At 64.3% G+C, this 18,518-nt stretch carries 10 protein-coding genes; 9 read left to right on the top strand and 1 reads right to left on the bottom strand.

Translation table 11 applies throughout. The features are described 5' to 3' along the window. The first annotated feature begins 63 nt into the window (after positions 1-63). Both OVY29_RS09335 and OVY29_RS09330 read left to right on the top strand, forming a co-directional pair. A complete protein-coding gene (locus tag OVY29_RS09335; RefSeq protein ID WP_152567647.1) occupies positions 64-1,872 on the top strand; it encodes a DUF885 domain-containing protein in 1,809 nt (602 codons plus the stop codon). Between the two features lie 141 nt (positions 1,873-2,013). Beyond that, on the top strand, positions 2,014-3,255 hold the full coding sequence (locus tag OVY29_RS09330) for an ROK family transcriptional regulator (RefSeq protein WP_313911190.1): 1,242 nt from the start codon (positions 2,014-2,016) through the stop codon (positions 3,253-3,255). A 2-nt stretch (positions 3,256-3,257) separates the two neighbouring features. Here OVY29_RS09330 and OVY29_RS09325 read toward each other — a convergent pair whose 3' ends face one another. Continuing rightward, complete coding sequence (locus OVY29_RS09325; protein ID WP_313911189.1) at positions 3,258-4,613, bottom strand: sugar porter family MFS transporter; 1,356 nt, start codon at positions 4,611-4,613, stop codon at positions 3,258-3,260. 210 nt (positions 4,614-4,823) lie between these two features. Here OVY29_RS09325 and OVY29_RS09320 point away from each other — a divergent pair, with 210 nt between their 5' ends. From OVY29_RS09320 to OVY29_RS09290, 7 genes are all read left to right on the top strand, one after another. Further along, a complete protein-coding gene (locus OVY29_RS09320; RefSeq protein ID WP_037556617.1) occupies positions 4,824-5,651 on the top strand; it encodes a class I mannose-6-phosphate isomerase in 828 nt (275 codons plus the stop codon). Positions 5,652-5,724: 73 nt separating this feature from the next. Further along, on the top strand, positions 5,725-8,076 hold the full coding sequence (locus OVY29_RS09315) for a GH92 family glycosyl hydrolase (RefSeq protein ID WP_052182355.1): 2,352 nt from the start codon (positions 5,725-5,727) through the stop codon (positions 8,074-8,076). A gap of 99 nt (positions 8,077-8,175) precedes the next feature. Then, the gene (locus OVY29_RS09310) at positions 8,176-10,134 is read left to right on the top strand and encodes a glycoside hydrolase family 2 protein (protein ID WP_200880198.1); all 1,959 of its coding nucleotides are present in this window, start codon (positions 8,176-8,178) and stop codon (positions 10,132-10,134) included. Positions 10,135-10,425: 291 nt separating this feature from the next. Continuing rightward, positions 10,426-13,422, top strand: a complete 2,997-nt coding sequence (locus OVY29_RS09305; RefSeq protein ID WP_037556440.1) for a TonB-dependent receptor — start codon at positions 10,426-10,428, stop codon at positions 13,420-13,422. A gap of 120 nt (positions 13,423-13,542) precedes the next feature. Then, a complete protein-coding gene (locus OVY29_RS09300; RefSeq protein ID WP_313911188.1) occupies positions 13,543-14,616 on the top strand; it encodes a glycoside hydrolase family 43 protein in 1,074 nt (357 codons plus the stop codon). Positions 14,617-14,630: 14 nt separating this feature from the next. Then, complete coding sequence (locus tag OVY29_RS09295) at positions 14,631-16,955, top strand: GH92 family glycosyl hydrolase (protein WP_037556620.1); 2,325 nt, start codon at positions 14,631-14,633, stop codon at positions 16,953-16,955. Between the two features lie 14 nt (positions 16,956-16,969). Further along, entirely contained in the window at positions 16,970-18,409 is a 1,440-nt protein-coding gene (locus OVY29_RS09290; RefSeq protein WP_037556621.1) for a glycoside hydrolase family 125 protein, read from the top strand. The last annotated feature ends 109 nt before the right edge of the window (positions 18,410-18,518 follow it).

Below are 18,518 nucleotides of genomic sequence, written 5' to 3'. Positions count from 1 at the left end.
CGGGTAGCGATTGCGCCGACGCAAGCGGTGGGTACAAGTGGCGCATTCGACAGGAGAATTTTCATGCGTTTCGCAATTGCCCTGATGCTGATGCCGCTATTGCCGCTAGCCGTTCTTCCCGCCCCCGCGATGGCCGAGACGACGCCAGCGGCGACGCAGGACGAAGCGCTGCTCCGCTTTCTCGACGACGCTTTCGACGCGCGGATCGCGCTTCAGCCCGAAAGCCAGACGCAGCTCGGGCTCAAGAGCGATTACGACCGTCTCGACGATTATACCGACGCCGCCGCGGTGCGCGAACAGGAACTGCTCGAACGACAGCTGAAGGAAATGCGCGCGCGCTTTCGGCCCGAACAATTGGGACCGAGCGCGCGCGTCAGCTACCGACTGTTCGAATATGACGTCGAGCGCCGCCGTGCGTCCTTCCGGTTCCGCAAGCTTCGTTTTCCGGTAACGACCAACGGCAGCCCGGCGGGCGATATCCCGGTGCTGCTGATCAACAATCACAAGATCGATACGGTCGCCGACGCCGAGGCCTATATCGCGCGTCTGCGCGATACCGACCGCGTGATGGGCGAGGTCGCGGCGACGATGCGCGAGCAGGCAGCCGCCGGGGCGGTGCCCAACAAGGTCAATTTCGCGCCCGCGCGCGCCGATGCGAAGAAAATCCTCGTCGGCGCTCCGTTTGGCGACGGAGCGGATTCGACCTTGCTCGGCGATTTCCGCAAAAAAGTCGGCGCGCTCGATGCCCCCGATGCGGTCAAGGCGAAGCTGATCGCCGATGCGACCGCGGCGCTGACCGGGCCGTTCAAACACGGCTATGAGGTGCTGATCGCCGCGATCGACGAGATCGAGCCCAAATCGAAGGGCAACTTCGGCGTGTGGAGCCTCCCCGACGGCGAGGCCTATTATGCCGACCGGCTCAAGAATTCGACGACCACCGACCTGACCGCCGAGCAGATTCACGAACTGGGGTTGAAGCAGGTCGCGGCGATCCGCGAAGAGATGGAAGCCATCAAGCGCGAGGTCGGTTTTAAGGGCACGCTCGAACAATTTTTCGACCATATCCGCACCGATCCGAAGCTCAAATATCCGAACACCAAGGACGGCCGCGAAACCTATTTGACCGATGCGCGCGCGGTGATCGCCGCGGCGATGGCGGCGGCACCGCGCTATTTCAGCGTGCTGCCGAAGGCCGCGCTCGAAGTGCGCGCGGTCGAGAAGTGGCGCGAGGCGACCGCGTCGACCGCCTTTTATAATCCGCCCTCGGCAGACGGGTCGCGGCCCGGCATCTATTACGTCAACCTCGTCGACATGAACCAGACGCAAAAGGTTCAGGTCGCGGCGATCGCCGCGCACGAGGGCGCGCCGGGCCATCATTTCCAGATCGCGCGGCAGCAGGAACTGGCCGGCATCCCCAAGTTCCGCAAGTTCGGCGGCTATGGCGCCTATATCGAGGGGTGGGGGCTCTATTCCGAGCGGCTCGCGAACGAAATGGGCGTCTACAAGACCCCCTACGACCGGTTCGGCATGTTGTCGCTGCAGGTCTGGCGCGCGATCCGGCTGGTGCTCGACACCGGCATCCATTCGAAGCGGTGGACGCGTGAACAGGCGATCGCCTATTTCCGCGCGAACAGCTCGGTTTCCGACACCGATATCGCGCGCGAAGTCGACCGCTATTTCAACTGGCCGGGGCAGGCGACCAGCTACATGGTCGGACAGCTGAAGATCGCCGAACTGCGCGAGCGCGCCGAACGCGAACTCGGTGCGCGCTTCGACATTCGCGAATTTCACGAAGCGGTGCTCGGCGAAGGCGCGCTGCCGCTGAGCATCCTCGAAGAACAGGTCGCCGCTTATATCGCGTCGAAGCGCTGAGACCCGGTGGCGTTCGATTGACAGGACGCCGCCGCTCGGCTTTATCGAAAATCGAATTATTAAAGCGGCTACGCTTTATAGCATGAATCTGTTTGGCGGGGGGCGCCGGGCATTCGAACCAGCTTGGAGGACAGTCCTGCAATGAGCCTCAATCTTCCGGGTCGCGACCGCCGCCAATCGGCCACGAGCGGCCCAGAGGCGCGCGACGCGCGGCTGACGCTCAGCCTGTCGGGCACCAACCTCGAGCGCGCGGGCGACTATAATCAGCGGATCGTGCTCCAGGCGATCCGCCTGACCGAAGAGACGACGCGCAGCGACCTCGCGCGGGTGACCGGCCTCACGCCGCCGACGATCGTGAACATCACAAAGCGACTGATCGATCTCGGCCTCGTCAAACCGGCGGGCCGCCTGCAGGGCAAGCGTGGTCAGCCCGCGATGCGGATCGTCATCGATCCCGACGGCGCCTTTGCGATCGGGCTCAACATCGACCGCGACCATATCACGCTGGTGACGCTCGATCTTGCCGGCAAGATCCGCAGCCGCCACACGCGCGAGATCGCGTTCGCGCTGCCTGAAACGGTCGTCGACCATGTGCGCGAAATATTGCCCGGTCTGCTCGAGGAGGGCGGGGTCGACCGGGCGCGCATCCTCGGCGTCGGGGTGGCGCTTCCCGACGACCTTGGCCGCATCGCGCTACCGCACCGACCAAAGGAATATGACGCGTGGGACGGGATCGACCTCGGCGCGCTCCTCGGCGAGGTGCTTCCCTGGCCGCTCCATGCCGACAATGACGCCGCTTCGGCAGCACTCGGCGAAGTGCATCTCGGCAATGGCATCGCGCTGCCGAGCTTCTTCTACCTGCTGATCAGCGCCGGCCTCGGCGGGGGGCTCGTCATCGACCGCAGCTATGTCCGCGGCGCCGACTCGCGGTCGGGAGAGATTTGGGCGATGCCCGATCCCGAACGCGGCGACGGCGCGAATGTGCAGGACACGGTTTCGCTGTCGGCGCTTTACGCGCGGCTCGAAGCCGCCGGACATGGCATCGAGGCGCCCGATGCGCTGCTCGACAGTTCGTCCGATGCCGAGGCGGTGATCCTGAAATGGCTCGACGATGCCGCCGACGCGCTCATCCAGCCGCTGATCGCGGTCAATTGCCTGATCAATCCCGCCGCCATCCTGATCGGCGGGCGGCTCCCGGGCAAATTGGTCGACGGCCTCGTCGAGCGGCTCAATGCGCGGATGACGGGGCTCCAGCTTCCGGCGGTGGCGCCGGTGCGGCGCGCGGGCGCGGCCGACGACGCCTCGGCGATCGGCGCCGCGATCATCCCCTTCCTCGACCATATCCTGCCGTCGGAATCGATCCTGATGCAGGCGGGGCGCTGACGCTAATCGAGCCGTTGCGCCATGTCGTCGAGGTCGACGCCTTTGGTTTCGGGAAAGACCGCCGCGACGACGACGAACTGAACGACCATCGCGGCGGCGAAGATGACGAAGGGTGCGCCGGGCGACCAGGCGACGAGCACCGGAAATATCCCGGCGATCAGTGCGTTCATCAACCAGTGCGTGCTCGCACCGAGCGCGCTGCCGCGCGCGCGCACCGGCGTCGGGAAAATCTCCGAAATATAGACCCAGATGACCGCACCCTGGCTGGTTGCGAAAAAGGCGATGAACCCGACCAGCGCGGGCAGCATCAGTGCATTGTCCAAAGCGCCGAACAGCACCCCGGCTGCGGCGGCGAGACACAGCGTCATTCCCGCCGCGCCCGCGAGCAGCAGCGTCTTGCGCCCGAGGCGGTCGATCAGCGCCATGCCGGCGAGCGTGAAGACCAGATTGGCGATGCCGATCATCACGGCCTGCCGGTCGGGCGATAGCGACCCCGCGCGCGCGAAAATATCGTTCAGATAATAGAGGACCGCGTTGATGCCCGCGAGCTGGTTGAACATCGCGATCAGGATGGCGAGCATCATCGGCCGCCGGTGCCGGTGCCACGACAATTTCTCGCCCGGCGGATCGCGTTCGAGCGCCTCTTCGATCCGGTCGAGTTCGGTGGTCGGCCCGCCGATGCGGGCCATGGCCATGTTCGCATCTTCACGGCGTCCCTTGGCGATCAGCCAGCGCGGGCTGTTGGGAATCGCGAAGAGCAGGATGAAGAAGAGCAGGGCGGGGGCGGCGGTCACGCCCAGTTTCCAGCGCCACGCCGCGTCGCCGTCGATCAGCCCCGCGATCGTCGCATTGCTGAGATAGGCGACGAGGATGCCGGTGACGATCATCAATTGGAACAGGCCGACGAGAAAGCCGCGGTGCCGCGGCGGCGCGATCTCGGCGATATAGACGGGCGCCAGCACCGACGAGCCGCCGATCGCGAGCCCGCATATGAAACGGAAGACGAGAAACGCCGTCCAGCTGGGCGCGAGCGCGCAGCCGAGCCCTGCGACGAAATAGAGGATAGCGAGCACGCGCAGGCTGTCGCGGCTGCCGAAGGCGTCGCCGGGCTTGCCTGCAAACAGGGCGCCGACCAATGTTCCCCAGAGCGCGGCGGACACGGTGACGCCGAGCGTTTCGGGGGTGAGGGCGAAGAGGCGGGTGAGGTCGCCGGTCACGCCCGCGATGACCGCCGTATCGAATCCGAAGAGGAGCCCGGCGAGCGCCGCCGTCCCGATCGCAGCGGCCAGGACGCCTCGGCGCGCGCGGGGCTGCGCGTCAGCGCCGGAAAAGGCTGCGCTCTCGGGCGTATCCGTCATTTTTCTCTCCCGCAGGATCGACGTCAGCGCCGTCCTCTTTCGCTTGGACATGCCACAAACATCCTCTCGATCAAATAAATTAATTTTCATTATTATCTTGACGCCGAGGGCGTGGGCGGGGCAGGCTGTGAAAAATCGGCCGCCGGAATGCCTTCGGGTGGCGGCGCTCCCGACCCGGAAAGGCGGGCGGGGCAATGAAGGAGGGGATTGGTGCCAGCGACCTTGCTTGCGACTCACCGGGTGGAAAAGCCCTGGGGGCGCCGCGAATTGCAGGCTCCGTTCGGGGCGTCGCCGGCGGGCGGCGAACCCGTGGGCGAGATATGGTTCCAGGCGCCCGGCGACGCGGCGCCCGACCTGCTGATCAAATATCTGTTCACCAGCGAAAAACTGTCGGTGCAGGTCCACCCCGACGACGCGCAGGCGCATGCCCGCGGATTGCCGCGCGGCAAGGACGAATGCTGGCTGATCCTCGGCGCCGAGCCCGGCGCGACCATCGCGCTCGGGACCAAGGCGCCCGTCGACCGGGCCGAACTGCGCTCGGCCGCGCTCGACGGCAGCATAGAGCAGTTGCTCGACTGGAAGCCGGTCAAGGCGGGCGATTTCTTCTATGTCCCCTCGGGCACGGTCCATGCGATCGGCGCGGGGCTGACGCTGATCGAAGTGCAGCAGAACAGCGAGACGACCTATCGGCTCTACGATTACGGTCGTCCGCGCGAACTGCACCTCGACGACGGCGTCGCGGTCGCCGACCCGCGACCCTATGCAGCCTATCCGTCGCCGGGCCGCATCGCGGACGACCGCACTATCCTCGTCGATGGTCCGAAGTTCGTGCTCGAACGGTTCGCCGGCGGGGCGCGGACGATCGCGCTCCCCGATGGCGTCACCGCATGGTTGATCCCGGTGGCCGGAAACGGGCTCGCCGACGGCCTCGCTTTCGAAGCGGGCGCGTGCCTTGCGCTCACCGGCACCACGCAGATCGCGGCCGATGCGGGTGCCGACCTGCTGCTGGCCTATCCAGGAGAGGGGCGCCTGCCATGACTGCCCCAGCGGGCTGCAAAGCGCGCCTCAGCGGCACGCAATCAACGATAATTTTTCATGGAAGAGGGGCGCAATGAAAAAGGAAAAGGGTTCGAACCGGCTGCAACCCCGGCTGCGAAGGGCGGCGATCGCGCTGGCGTCCTCGGCCGCGATGCTGGCCTTTTCGTCCGCGACGGCGCAGTCGCCGGTCGATCTCGCCAACCCGCTCGTCGGCACCGCGCCGCTCGACGATCCGGCGGTGATCGGCAATGCCCCGCCGCCGGGCGAGCCCGTCTATTCGGGGCAGACCTCGCCGGGCGCGCGCCTGCCGCACGGCTCCGTCGAGGCAGCGCCGGTCAACAATAATATCGAGCTGCTCTATCCGAACGGCGTCCCCGTTCCCTATTATTACGCCAACCCGACGATGATCGGCTTCACCGGCGGCGGCGGCTCGACATACGGCGGCGGCGCCGAGCCGATCATCATGCCGGTCGTGGGCGACTGGTCGCCGCCGCCCGCCTACAGCCAGTCCTGGTATGACAAGTCGCGCGAAAAGGCGTCGCCGGGCTATTATTCGGTCTATCTCGACACCTTCCGCACCCAGGTGGAGCTCACCGCGACGCGCTGGGCGAGCGTGATGCGCTTCACTTTCCCGCAGAGCGACCGATCGAACGTCATCGTCAACCTGCCGCGCCACGGCGGGGCGGTCGAGGTCGTCGGCGACCGCATCGTACGCGGGATATCGAAAGACGGGCACAGCGCCGACGGTGCCTATTTCGTCGCCGAATTCTCGAAGCCTTTCGCCGCGCTCGGCACCTTCCGCAAATCGCCCGGCGACAATATCGGCTGGGGCATCGGCACCAGCGACGTGCAGCCCGGCGCGCGCGACATCGCTGGCAGTTACGCGGGCGGCTATGTGACCTTCAAAACGAAGGCCGGCGAGCAGGTGCTGATGAAGATCGCGCACGGCACCAGCTATGAACAGGCGGCCGAGCGGCTCGCCGCCGAAGTGCCGGGCTGGGATTTCGACGGCGTTCACAAGGCGGCGCGGGACACCTGGGCGCAGCTCTTGAACCGCGTCCGCGTGACGGGCGGCACCGACAAGCAGCGCAAGCTCTTTTACTCGACGCTCTTCCAATCCTTCGCCTCGCCGCGCCTGATCGCGCAGAAGGGCGAGAAATTCGCCGACACCAACGGCAAGGTCCAGACCGCGTCGCACGACCGTTACGGCCCGGTTCCCTTCTGGGATACGGGGCGCAACCAGATCGTGCTGCTCGAACTGATGGAGCCCGAGGCTGTCAAGAATATCATGGCCTCCGAACTCGCGATGGCGCGCGAGAAGGGCTATATGAACACCTCGTTCCACGGCGACAATGCGGTGTTCCTCTTCCTCGGCGCGTGGGAGCGCGGCATCGAATTCGATTATGAAGCCGCCTATGAATATCTGCGCAAGAATGCGACCGACCCGAAGGGGCCGCGCGGCTATCTTGCCGAATATATGAAGCAGGGCTGGATTTCGGACATCGTGCCCGACCATAATCCCAGCCCGCCCTATGCCGGCGGCAAGGCGGGCGCCGACAAGACGCTCGAATATGCTTGGGACGATTATGCGCTCGCGCTCTACGCGAAGAAGCTCGGCAAGGATGCCGACTACCGGATGTTCCTGAAGCGCGCGAGCAATTACGCCAATGTCTTCGACAAATCGATCGGGTTCATGCGCGGGCGCACCGCCGACGGCAAATGGATCGCACCCTTCGATCCGCAGGAGCCCTATTATAACTTCATGATGAAGGAGGCATCGGGCTGGTCGACTTTGTGGCTCGTCCCGCACGATGTGCAGGGATTGGTCGGCCTGCTCGGCGGCCGCGACGCGTTCAACGCCAAGCTCGACGAATTTTTCACCAAACCCTATAATCCGACGGGCATCTGTCGCGACTGCACGGGCGTCATCGGTCAATATGTCCACGGCAATCAGCCCGACCAGCAGGCCCCCTATTATTACAATTGGAGCGGGCAGCCGTGGAAGACCCAGGCGCTCGTCCGCAAAATCCTCGAAAAAACCTACGCCAGCGACGCCGCGGGTTACGGTTATCCGGGGATGGACGATCAGGGCGCGACCTCGTCCTGGTATGCGCTATCGGCGCTCGGCTTCTATCCGGTCGATCCGTCGAGCCAGGATTATATCATCGGCAGCCCGCTGTTCGACGACGCCAGCCTCGACATGGGCAATGGCAAGACGCTGCGGATCGTCGCGAAGAATAATTCGGACACGAACGTCTACATCCAGTCGGCGACGCTCGACGGCAAGCCGTGGAACAAGCCGTGGTTTCGCCACGACGACGTCAAGGACGGCGCGACCTTCGTCTTCACCATGGGGCCCAAACCCAACAAGACGTGGGGCGCCGCGCCCGGCGCCGCCCCTCCTTCGATGTCTCGAAAACGTTGATTTAACGAGCCCCTCGCCCCCGTGTCCTCCGCGGGGGCGCGAGCCCGGGATCCGCCTTCCCCCTTGGGTCCCGGGCTCCCCTCTTCAACAGGAGATACCATGCGCAGCCTTCTGATCACCGCATCCCTTCTCGCCCTCGCGCCGCTCGCGGCACAGGCCCAAACCGCTGTACCCCCCGCCGCACCCGCGGACGATGCGGTCTACACCGGCGAGCTGATGACGCGCTGGGGCAAGGAGGTGACGCCCGAAAACGCATGGCGCCTCTACCCGCGCCCGCAGATGGTGCGCGAGCGCTGGGTCAACCTCAACGGCCTGTGGGATTATGCGATCGCCCCCAAGGCGGCCGACCGGCCGGCGGCGATGGACGGCAAGATCCTCGTGCCCTTTCCGGTCGAATCGAAGCTGTCGCGCGTCGCGCGCCGGGTCACCCCCGACGACCGCGTCTGGTATCGCCGCAGCTTCACCGTCCCCGCCGGCTGGCGCGGCCAGAATGTCATGCTCAACTTCGGCGCGGTCGATTATGAGACGACGGTGCGTGTCAACGGCGCGGTCGTCGGCTCGCACAAAGGCGGCTTCGACGCCTTCGGCTTCGACATCACCCCCTATCTGAAGGACGGCGCGAACGAGCTCGTCGTCGAGGTTCTCGACCCGACGAGCGCGGGCATCCAGCCGCGCGGCAAGCAGATTCTCGACCCCGCGGGCATCTGGTATACCGCGGTCAGCGGAATCTGGCAGACGGTGTGGCTCGAACCGGTGCCGAAGCTCCATATCGCCGACGTGCGCGCGATGCCCGACATCGACCGCGGCACCGTCGACGTCGCAGTGGCATTGAGCGGCTGGGCGAACGATACCGACGCGGTGCGGCTGACCGCGAGCGCGGGAGGCAAGACGATCGCCTCGACGATCATCCGCGCCAACCGGCAGGCGACGCTGGCGATCCCGAACGCGCATCTCTGGTCGCCCGACGATCCCCATCTCTATGACCTCAAGGCCGAGTTGGTGACGATCGCCGATCCCTATGCCGGCGAAAAGGAGCGCGATCGCAAGGCCTATGACTCGCGCTTCACCGACCATGAAAGCCGCGTCTATGCAAAGGCGCAGGTTCAGGGCGCGCCGCGCGACAGCGTCGCCGCCTATTTCGCGATGCGCAAAGTGTCGATCGGGCCCGGTCGTGTCGCGGGGCAGCCCGCGATCCTGCTCAACAACAAGCCGCTGTTCCAGCACGGCACGCTCGATCAGGGCTGGTGGCCCGACGGACTTTATACGCCGCCGTCGGAGGAGGCGATGAAGAGCGACATCGTCTTCTTGAAGAAGGCGGGGTTCAATATGCTGAGGAAGCATATCAAGGTCGAACCCGCGCGCTATTATCACGACGCCGACCGGCTCGGCATGCTGATCTGGCAGGATATGCCCTCGGGCGGCGGCGAGGACCAGTATCTTGCCGGCACCAGCCAGTATCAGGCGATCTTCCCGTCGGAGACGCTCGCCGAGCAACAGAAGCAATTGTCCGAGATGGTCGGCGAACTCAGCGCCTTTCCGTCGATCGTGACCTGGGTCGTCAATAACGAGGGGTGGGGCCAATATGATTCGGAAACGCTCGCGCGCTTCGTGAAGGGGCTCGATCCCTCGCGGCTGGTCAACGCCAATTCGGGCTGGGTCGACGTCGCGCCGGGCGTATCGGAAATGCTCGACATCCACACTTATGAGGATGTGCCGAGGACGCCGCCGCTCCAGACGAACCGCGCGATCGTGCTTGGCGAATATGGCGGGGTGGGTTTCCCGGTGCCGGGGCATATCTGGAAACCGGGCAAGGACAATTGGAGCTATCAGGTCGCGAAAGACGAGAAGGAATATCTCGTCCGCTTCCGCCGCAAGATGGAAGGCGTGATCCGGCAGGCGAAGGAGAATGGGCTGAGCGCCTCGGTCTACACCCAGACCACCGACGTCGAGGACGAGATCAACGGCCTTTTGACCTATGACCGCGCGGTGCCCAAGGCGCCGGCGGAGGCGCTGGCAAAGATCGCCGCGCCGCTGTGGACGACTCCGGCGCCCGACTGACGGGCGGGGAACGAAACGCGAGACGCATTCGCCATCCCGGGCCGGGGATGGCGGATGTCGAGTCGTGCGGCAACCTATCTGACCGCAAGAAACCACGAAAAACTGCGGATTTTGGCTGGGTCGGCAACGATTCATCGTGTCCCGCCACCGGCTTGAAAAATTTATTTTGACAAATTGTTTTTTATATTCTGATAGAGGCTCAACGGGTCGAACGATCCGCGGCTCGGTGACCTTGAGGGCGCCGGATAACAAGCGGGGGCGAACAGCCCCTCGAACAGGGAGGTCGATGTGATGAAGGCAGGACAAATCCATTCAGCGAAGACGAATCGGCGCGCGGCGCTGATGCGCGAGCTGATGCTGAGTGCGGGCGCGATGGCCGCATTATGTGGTGCGGGGCAGGCGCATGCACAGGTAGCCCCCGAAGCGCCGCCCGCGGACGACGCGGCCGCGGAGGCCCCGGGCGACGCGATCGTCGTTACCGGCTATCGCCAGTCGATCGAACAGAGCCTCGAGCAGAAGCGCGAAGCCAATTCGCTGATCGAAGTCATCACCGCCGAGGATATCGGCAAATTCCCTGACAAGAATGTCGCCGATGCGCTGCAGCGCGTCCCCGGCGTGATCATCACCCGCGACGGCGGGGAGGGCAGCCGCGTCAGCATCCGCGGTCTCCAGTCGGACCTGACGCTCACGCTGCTCAACGGCAATTTCATCGCCGGCGCCGACAGCGGCGATCCGTCGCGCTCGTTCAACTATGTCCTGCTGCCGTCGAACTTCATCGCCAGCACCGAAGTCTATAAATCGGCCGAAGCGCGGCTCGAGGAAGGCGGCGTCGGCGGTACGGTGATCCTCAACACCCGCCGTCCGTTCGACCTCCCGGCCTGGTCGGGCTTCGTCTCGGCCGAAGGCACCTATTCGGACACGACCAAGAAATTCGACCCGCAGATCGCCGGCCAGATTTCGTGGAAGGACCCCGAAGAACGGCTCGGCTTCCTCGTCGGCGCGACCTATCAGGAACGCTCGAACCGCGAACTGCGCGGCTCGACCGAAACCTGGCGCTGGTGGAGCGATCGCGATGACGACGGCAACATCCTGACCCCGGCGACCGACGTCAACGGCAATCCGTTCGAAAATGACGACGCGATCTCCTATTGGCCGGGCGAGGGCGTGACCGCGCAGGACGGCACGCATTATTCGGGTCATTGGGCGCCGCAGTCCGTCAACGCCGAAGTCTTCTCGCAGCATCGCAAGCGCCTCGGCATCCAGGCGACCGCGCAGATGCGGCCGTTCGACAATCTGACCGTCACCGCCAATTATTTCCGCTTCGACTACAGCAGCAATTTCCAGAGCAATGTGCTGAAGATCCCCGAATGGGGTTACGGCAACTTCTTCACCGGCCCGACTTTCGACGAGAGCGGCACGATCTTCCAGTCGGCCAATTTCCAGGTGCCCGCGGCGGGAACCGGCTGTCTTGTCAATACGCCGCCCTGCACGATGGAAACGCCGCAGATCGCGGGGACTTACAGTCGCGAAAAGCAGGTTTCGAACACGTTCGAGACCGAGGTCGCGTGGAACACCGATAATTTCGACGCGGTCGCGAAGTTCGGCAAGACGCGCGCGATCGGCGGCCCGTCGATGCGCTTCGGCGTCGCCGCCAAACCGCGCCTGACGGTGACGGGCGAGGAGCAGAACGGCAACTTTCTGAGCTTTTGGGATTTCACCGGCGGCAACCTCAACATGGAATTCTCGCCCGAGCTGCAGGAGAATATCAAAAACGGCATCGCCCAGATCGACGTCGGCTCGACCGGATCGGGCTTCACCAACAGCGCGATTTCGCAGCGTTATGCCCAGCTCGACCTCGTCCGCCGTTTCGACAGCTTTTTGAGCGCCTTCCGCGTCGGCGGCAAATGGCGCGAGATGAGCATTCACCGCGAAACCGGCCGCAACGAATGGTATGCCGATCCGGCGACCAAGCGGCGCTATCAGGACACGCCCGAAGGCGCGGTCGCGCGGCCCGAATATTTCTATGACAATCCGATCGGCAACATCGCCGGCGGGTTCGACGCGAACCTGTTCCCGGGCATCAATTTCGAAAATTATCTCGACTATATCAACGACACCTATGGGCCGTCGGTGCGCGTGCCCGAGCCGAACAACACCTACGACCTGAAGGAAAAGGTGTTCGCCGGCTATGTGCAGGCCGATTTCGAAAGCGGCCCGCTGCGCGGCAATATCGGCCTGCGCGTCGCGCACACCAAACAGTCGGGCGTGACCTCGGACCGCCTGCAATATCTCAATGACTATTGCGTCGACGGCCCCGGCGGCCCGTTCGATCCCGATGTGCCGCTCGGCCCCGACGGCAATTGCCAGGTGCGGCCGCTCGACGAGCGCGAGGAGATCGTCAACACGCGGATCGATCAGTCGAAGAGCTACACCGACTGGCTCCCCAGCTTGAACGTCGTCTATGAAGTCGTGCCCGACGTCGTCGTCCGCGGCGCGGTCGCCAAGGTGATCTCGCGTCCGTCGTTCAACGATCTGGGGTCGCAGCGTTCGCTGACCTATCGTTCGGCAGCCTACGCTTTCGACCGCGGCCAGTTCGGCGAATTCGAAGGCTGGTCGGGCAGCGGCGGCAACGCCGATCTCCAGCCCTTCTCGGCATGGCAGTACGACCTTGGCGTCGAATGGTATTTCGACCGCGGCTCGGTGCTCGGCGTCGGCCTGTTCCGCAAGGACGTGTCCGACTTCGTCGTCCCGCTCGTGCTCGACGTGACGCGCGAAGTGAATGGCGAACAGGTGCTGATCCAGCCCTATTCGACCGTCGCCAACGGCTCGAACGCCCGGTCGCAGGGTGTCGAAGTCTATGCCCAGCATACGCTCGACTTCGGTCTCGGCGCGCAGGTGAACTTCACCTATAACGACACGTCGGTCGCCGATATCACGCTCGATGGCGAGACGGTCGGCAAGTCGGCGCTCGTCGGCAGCGCGAAGACGCAGGTCAACGCTTCGGTCTTCTATGAAACCGACAAATTCCTGGTTCGCGCCTCGTACAACCGCCGCGGCGAAGTCGTCGGCGGGCTCGCCTCGGGCCTCAACGTCTACACCGACCCCTATGAACAGGTCGACATCAACGCGTCGTACGAGCTGATGGACGGCCTGATGCTCACCGCCTCGGTCATCAACCTGACCAAGTCGGAAGAGCGTCAGCACCTCGGCAACGACACCAAGGCGCGCTTCGTCCGCAGCAACTATTTCGGCCGCCGCGCTTATGTCGGCGTTTCGTACAAGTTCTGATGGGGCGCATAGCCCAGCTCTCCCCCTCGGGTGGCTCCGCAAGGAGCCACCCGCCTCTTTCGGGGCGAGCTGGAAAATGCTTCGGTGGTTCGTAACGGGAAAATAGGGGAGGGCCGCCAAGTGCGTGTCGGGTTGAAATCGCTGCTTCTGGGCATGGCACTGCTGACGGGCGGTCCAGCCGCGGCGGAGAATCCGATCGTTCCGGGCTGGTATGCCGACCCCGAAATCCGCATCTTCGGCGACCGCTACTGGATCTATCCCACCTATTCGGACCATGGCGAGACACCCGATCTGTCCGAGCATTTCAACGAGCAGCAGAAAAAGCTGCGCGAACAGAAGACGGTCCGGCCCTCCTATCATTTCCAGACCTTCTTCAACGTCTTTTCATCGCCCGATCTCGTTCACTGGACGAAGCATGACCATGCGCTCGACGTCGAGAATGTGGCGTGGGCCGCCTATGCCGTGTGGGCGCCCTCGGCGATCGAGAAGGACGGCAAATATTATCTCTTCTTCGGCGCCAACGACATCCAGTCGGACGATCAGCTCGGCGGCATCGGCGTCGCGGTCAGCGACCGGCCCGAAGGACCGTTCAAGGACGCGATCGGCAAGCCGCTGATCGATGCCTTCCACAATGGCGCGCAGCCGATCGACCAGTTCGTCTTCCGCGACGACGACGGGCAGCATTATCTCTATTATGGCGGCTGGAAGCATTGCAACGTCGTCCGGCTGGGCGACGACCTGACCTCGATCGTCCCCTTCTCCGACGGCACGACCTTCAAGGAAATCACGCCCCCCGGCTATGTCGAGGGCTCGTTCATGGTGAAGCGGAAGGGCGTCTATTATCTGATGTGGTCGGAAGGCGGCTGGACCGGTCCCGACTATTCGGTCGCCTATGCGATGGGTCCGTCGCCGACCGGGCCGTTCAAGCCGATGGGCAAGATTCTTCAGCAGGATTTCAAGATCGCGCGCGGCGCGGGCCATCATTCGGTGGTCAATGTGCCCGGCACCGACGACTGGTACATCGCCTATCACCGCCGCCCGCTCGATGAGGATTCGGGCGAGCGGCGCCAGCTCGCGATCGACCGCATGATCTTCAACGCCGACGGCACGATCGCGACGGTAAAAATGACGAACGAGGGCGTCGCAGCGCGCCCGCTGCCGGCCCGAACGGCGAACAGGGGAGAGACGAAGTGAAGACGATCCGCAAGATGATGCTGGGTGCCGCTGCGAGCGCGCTGCTCCTCACCAGCGTCGGAACGCCAGCAGCACTCGCGCAATCGGCCGCGAACCAGACCGCGCTCGTCGATTACGTCAACCCGCTGATGGGCACCGATTCGAGCTATCGCCTGTCCTACGGCAACACCTATCCCGCGGTCGCGGTGCCCTTCGGTATGAACAGCTGGACCCCCGTGACCGGCGAGCCCGGCAGCGGCTGGGGCTATACCTATGACGGCGAAAAGATCAGCGGCATCAAGCAGACGCACCAGCCGAGCCCGTGGATGAACGACTATGCCGCCTTCGCGCTGATGGCGGAAACCGGCCCGGTGAAGGTCAAGCAGCAGGAACGCGGCAGCTGGTTCAGCCACAAGGCCGAGGTCGCGCGCCCCTATTCGTACAAGGTCTACCTCGCCGACTATGACGTGACCGCAGAGGTCGCCCCGACCGAACGTGCGGCGCAATTCCGCTTCACCTTCCCCGAAAGCGACGATGCGCATATCCTGCTCGACGGGCTCGCAGGCGGCTCGATGGTCAAGGTCGACGTCAAGAACCGCCGCATCACCGGCTATGTCCGCAACAATCACGGCGGCGTGCCCGACAATTTCCACAATTATTTCGTCGCCGAATTCGACCGCGACTTCGCGCTTGCACGCACCTGGGCGGGCGAAAATGCCCCGACGAACGAACTCGCCCGCGAAGCCGACCATGTCGGCGCGGTGCTCAGCTTCAAGACGAAGAAGGGCGACAAGGTCCACGTCCGCGTCGCCTCCTCCTTCATCAGCCCCGAACAGGCGCTCCGCAACCTGCGCACGGAAATCGGCAACGACAGCTTCGACGCGACCAAGGCGAAGGCGAAGGCGGCGTGGGAGAAGGAGCTTTCGCGCATCCGCGTCACCGATCCCGACGCCGAAAAGATCCGCACCTTCTATTCGGCGCTCTACCGGATGCTGCAATTCCCGCGCATTTTCTATGAAAAGGACGCGAACGGGAAGATCGTCCACTACAGCCCCTATGACGGCAAGGTGCACGACGGCTACATGTTCACCGACAACGGTTTTTGGGACACCTGGCGCGCGGTATTCCCCTTCTTCGCGCTGATGTATCCCGAACGCGACAGCCAGTTCATGCAGGGGCTGGTCAACACTTACAAACAAGGCGGCTGGCTGCCCGAATGGGCGAGCCCCGGTTATCGCAACGTGATGATCGGGTCGAACTCGGCGAATTTGATCGCCGACGCCTATTACAACGGCGTGCGCGGCTTCGACGTCGAGACGCTCTATGAAGCGATGATCAAGAATGCGACGACGAGCGAGGGCCGGCCGAAGGACAAGGCGGGCAAGGTGATCGCCGCGGTTGGACGCGAGGGCGCGGAATATTACAACCGCTTGGGCTATGTCCCCTATGACGTCGGCATCAACGAGAATGCCGCGCGCACGCTCGAATATGCCACCGCCGATTTCTCGATCGCGCAGCTCGCCAAGCTGCTCGGCAAGGATGCCGATGCGAAGAAATATACCGAACGCGCGCTTAACTACCGCAAGCTCTATGACAAGGAGAGCGGCTGGATCCGCGGCCGCAACCAGGACGGGTCATGGTCGACGCCGTTCAATCCTTACAAGTGGGGCGACGCCTTCACCGAGGGTAACGCGCTCCACTACAGCTGGGCGGTGATGCAGGACGTCCAGGGGCTTATGAACCTGATGGGCGGGCGGCAGAAATTCGTCGAGCGGCTCGACGCGATCTTCACCACCCCGCCGATCTTCGACGAAAGCTATTATGGGCAGGTGATCCACGAGATCCGCGAGATGCAGATCGTCGACATGGGCCAATATGCCCATGGCAACCAGCCCATCCAGCACATGCCCTATCTCTATAATTGGGCGGGTGCGCCGTGGAAGACGCAGCATCATGTGCGCGACATCATGGCGAAACTCTATTCGTCGGCGCCCGACGGCTATCCGGGCGACGAGGATAATGGCCAGACCTCGGCCTGGTATGTCTTCTCGGCGCTTGGCTTCTATCCGGTTGCCTCGGCGACGGGCGAATATGCGATCGGCAGCCCGCTGTTCCAGAAGGCCGAGCTGACGATGCCCAATGGCAAGACGCTGACGATCAACGCGAAGAACAACAGCGACGCGAACATCTATCTTCAGTCGGTGGCGCTCGGCGGCAAGCCGCAAACCAAGACCTATTTCACCCACCGCGCGCTGTCGCAGGGCGGCACGGTCGACTTCGTGATGGGTGCGCAGCCGAACAAGCAATGGGGCACCGCCCCTGCCGATGCGCCCTTCTCGATCAGCGCGCCTTCCAACTGAATTCGGAGATGAACATGACCCCCAATCGCCGCGAGATCATGGCCGGCGCCGGCGCATTGGCGCTCGCCGCCGCGATGCCCGTCGCCGCGCGCGCCGCGACCGGCAGCTTCGCGAGCAAGCGCCCCGCGCCCGGCGAACGCGCCTTCACCAGCCCCGCGATCGAGGCCGAGATCTCGCGCGTGAAGGCGAAGATCGCCGACCCCGAACTCGCCTGGCTGTTCGAAAATTGCTATCCGAACACGCTCGACACGACGGTCCAGACGGGCACGCTCGACGGCCGCCCCGACACCTTCGTCATCACCGGCGATATCGAGGCGATGTGGCTGCGCGACAGTTCGGCGCAGGTGCAGCCCTATATCCATCTCGTCGCGAAGGACGCGAAGCTCAAGCGATTGTTCCAGGGGCTGATCCAGCGGCAGGCGCGCTGCATCCTGATCGACCCCTATGCCAACGCCTTCGACAAGGACCCGAACGCGCCGTCGAAGCTCGAATGGTCGCACACCGACAAGACCGAGATGAAGCCCGGCGTCGCCGAGCGGAAATGGGAAATCGACTCGCTCTGCTACGCGATGCGCCTCAGCCACGAATATTGGACGCGCACGAAGGACAAGGCACCGTTCGACGACACATGGTCGCGTGCGATGAAGCTCGCGGTCGCGACCTTCCGCGAACAGCAGCGCAAGGACGGGCCCGGACCATATAAATTCCAGCGCCCCGCGCTCCAGCCGTCGGACAGTCTGATGCTCGGCGGCTATGGCCGGCCGACGAAGAAGATCGGCTTGATCCATTCGATGTTCCGCCCGTCGGACGATGCGTGCCTCTATCCCTTCCTGATCCCGTCGAACCTGTTCGCGGTATCGGTGCTGCGCAAGGTCGCGGCCGTCCACCGCGAAGCGCGCGGCGACAATGCGGCCGCGACCGCGGCCGAGACGCTCGCCGCCGAGGTCGAGGCGGCGCTGAAAGCCCATGCGCTGATCGACGATGGCAAGGGCGGTCAGGTCTGGGCCTATGAGATCGACGGCTTCGGCAACTGGGTGTTCATGGACGACGCCAATGTGCCGAGCCTGTCGGGCCTGCCGCTGATCGACGTCGTCGACCGCAACGATCCGCTTTTCCGTCGCACCGCCGAACTCGCCTGGTCCGAACGCAACCCCTATTTCTTCAAGGGCACGGCGGCCGAGGGGATCGGCGGGCCGCACATCGGGCTCGACATGATCTGGCCGATGTCGATCATCACCCGCGCGATGAACGCCGACGACGATGCGACGATCCTGCAATGCCTGCGCTGGCTCAAGACGACGCACGGCGGCACCGGCTTCATGCACGAAAGCTTCCACAAGGATGATCCCAAGAATTTCACGCGCAGCTGGTTCGCGTGGGCGAACGCGCTGTTCGGTCAGCTGATCGTCGAAGTCGCCGACAAGCGCCCCGCGCTGCTTGCGCGGCCGCTGTGAAGATTACGCCACCCTCACCCTTTCGCGCCTGCGGCGCTCTTTCCCTCGCCCGGTGGGAGAGGGAGGGAGGCGCGAAGCGCCGGAAGGGTGAGGGCGATACCAACCTCAA

Source organism: Sphingopyxis sp. SE2, assembly GCF_032227185.1.
Classification (GTDB): domain Bacteria; phylum Pseudomonadota; class Alphaproteobacteria; order Sphingomonadales; family Sphingomonadaceae; genus Sphingopyxis.
Note: the sequence above shows the minus strand (reverse complement) of the source record. Positions and strands in the feature narration are given on the sequence as shown.

Excerpts from the sequence above, each read along its gene's own strand:
- OVY29_RS09305 (WP_037556440.1), top strand. The coding sequence starts at position 10,426 with ATGAAGGCAGGACAAATCCATTCAGCGAAGACGAATCGGCGCGCGGCG.
- OVY29_RS09315 (WP_052182355.1), top strand. The coding sequence starts at position 5,725 with ATGAAAAAGGAAAAGGGTTCGAACCGGCTGCAACCCCGGCTGCGAAGG.
- OVY29_RS09295 (WP_037556620.1), top strand. The coding sequence starts at position 14,631 with ATGATGCTGGGTGCCGCTGCGAGCGCGCTGCTCCTCACCAGCGTCGGA.
- OVY29_RS09290 (WP_037556621.1), top strand. The coding sequence starts at position 16,970 with ATGACCCCCAATCGCCGCGAGATCATGGCCGGCGCCGGCGCATTGGCG.
- OVY29_RS09310 (WP_200880198.1), top strand. The coding sequence starts at position 8,176 with ATGCGCAGCCTTCTGATCACCGCATCCCTTCTCGCCCTCGCGCCGCTC.
- OVY29_RS09335 (WP_152567647.1), top strand. The coding sequence starts at position 64 with ATGCGTTTCGCAATTGCCCTGATGCTGATGCCGCTATTGCCGCTAGCC.
- OVY29_RS09330 (WP_313911190.1), top strand. The coding sequence starts at position 2,014 with ATGAGCCTCAATCTTCCGGGTCGCGACCGCCGCCAATCGGCCACGAGC.
- OVY29_RS09325 (WP_313911189.1), bottom strand. The coding sequence starts at position 4,613 with ATGACGGATACGCCCGAGAGCGCAGCCTTTTCCGGCGCTGACGCGCAG.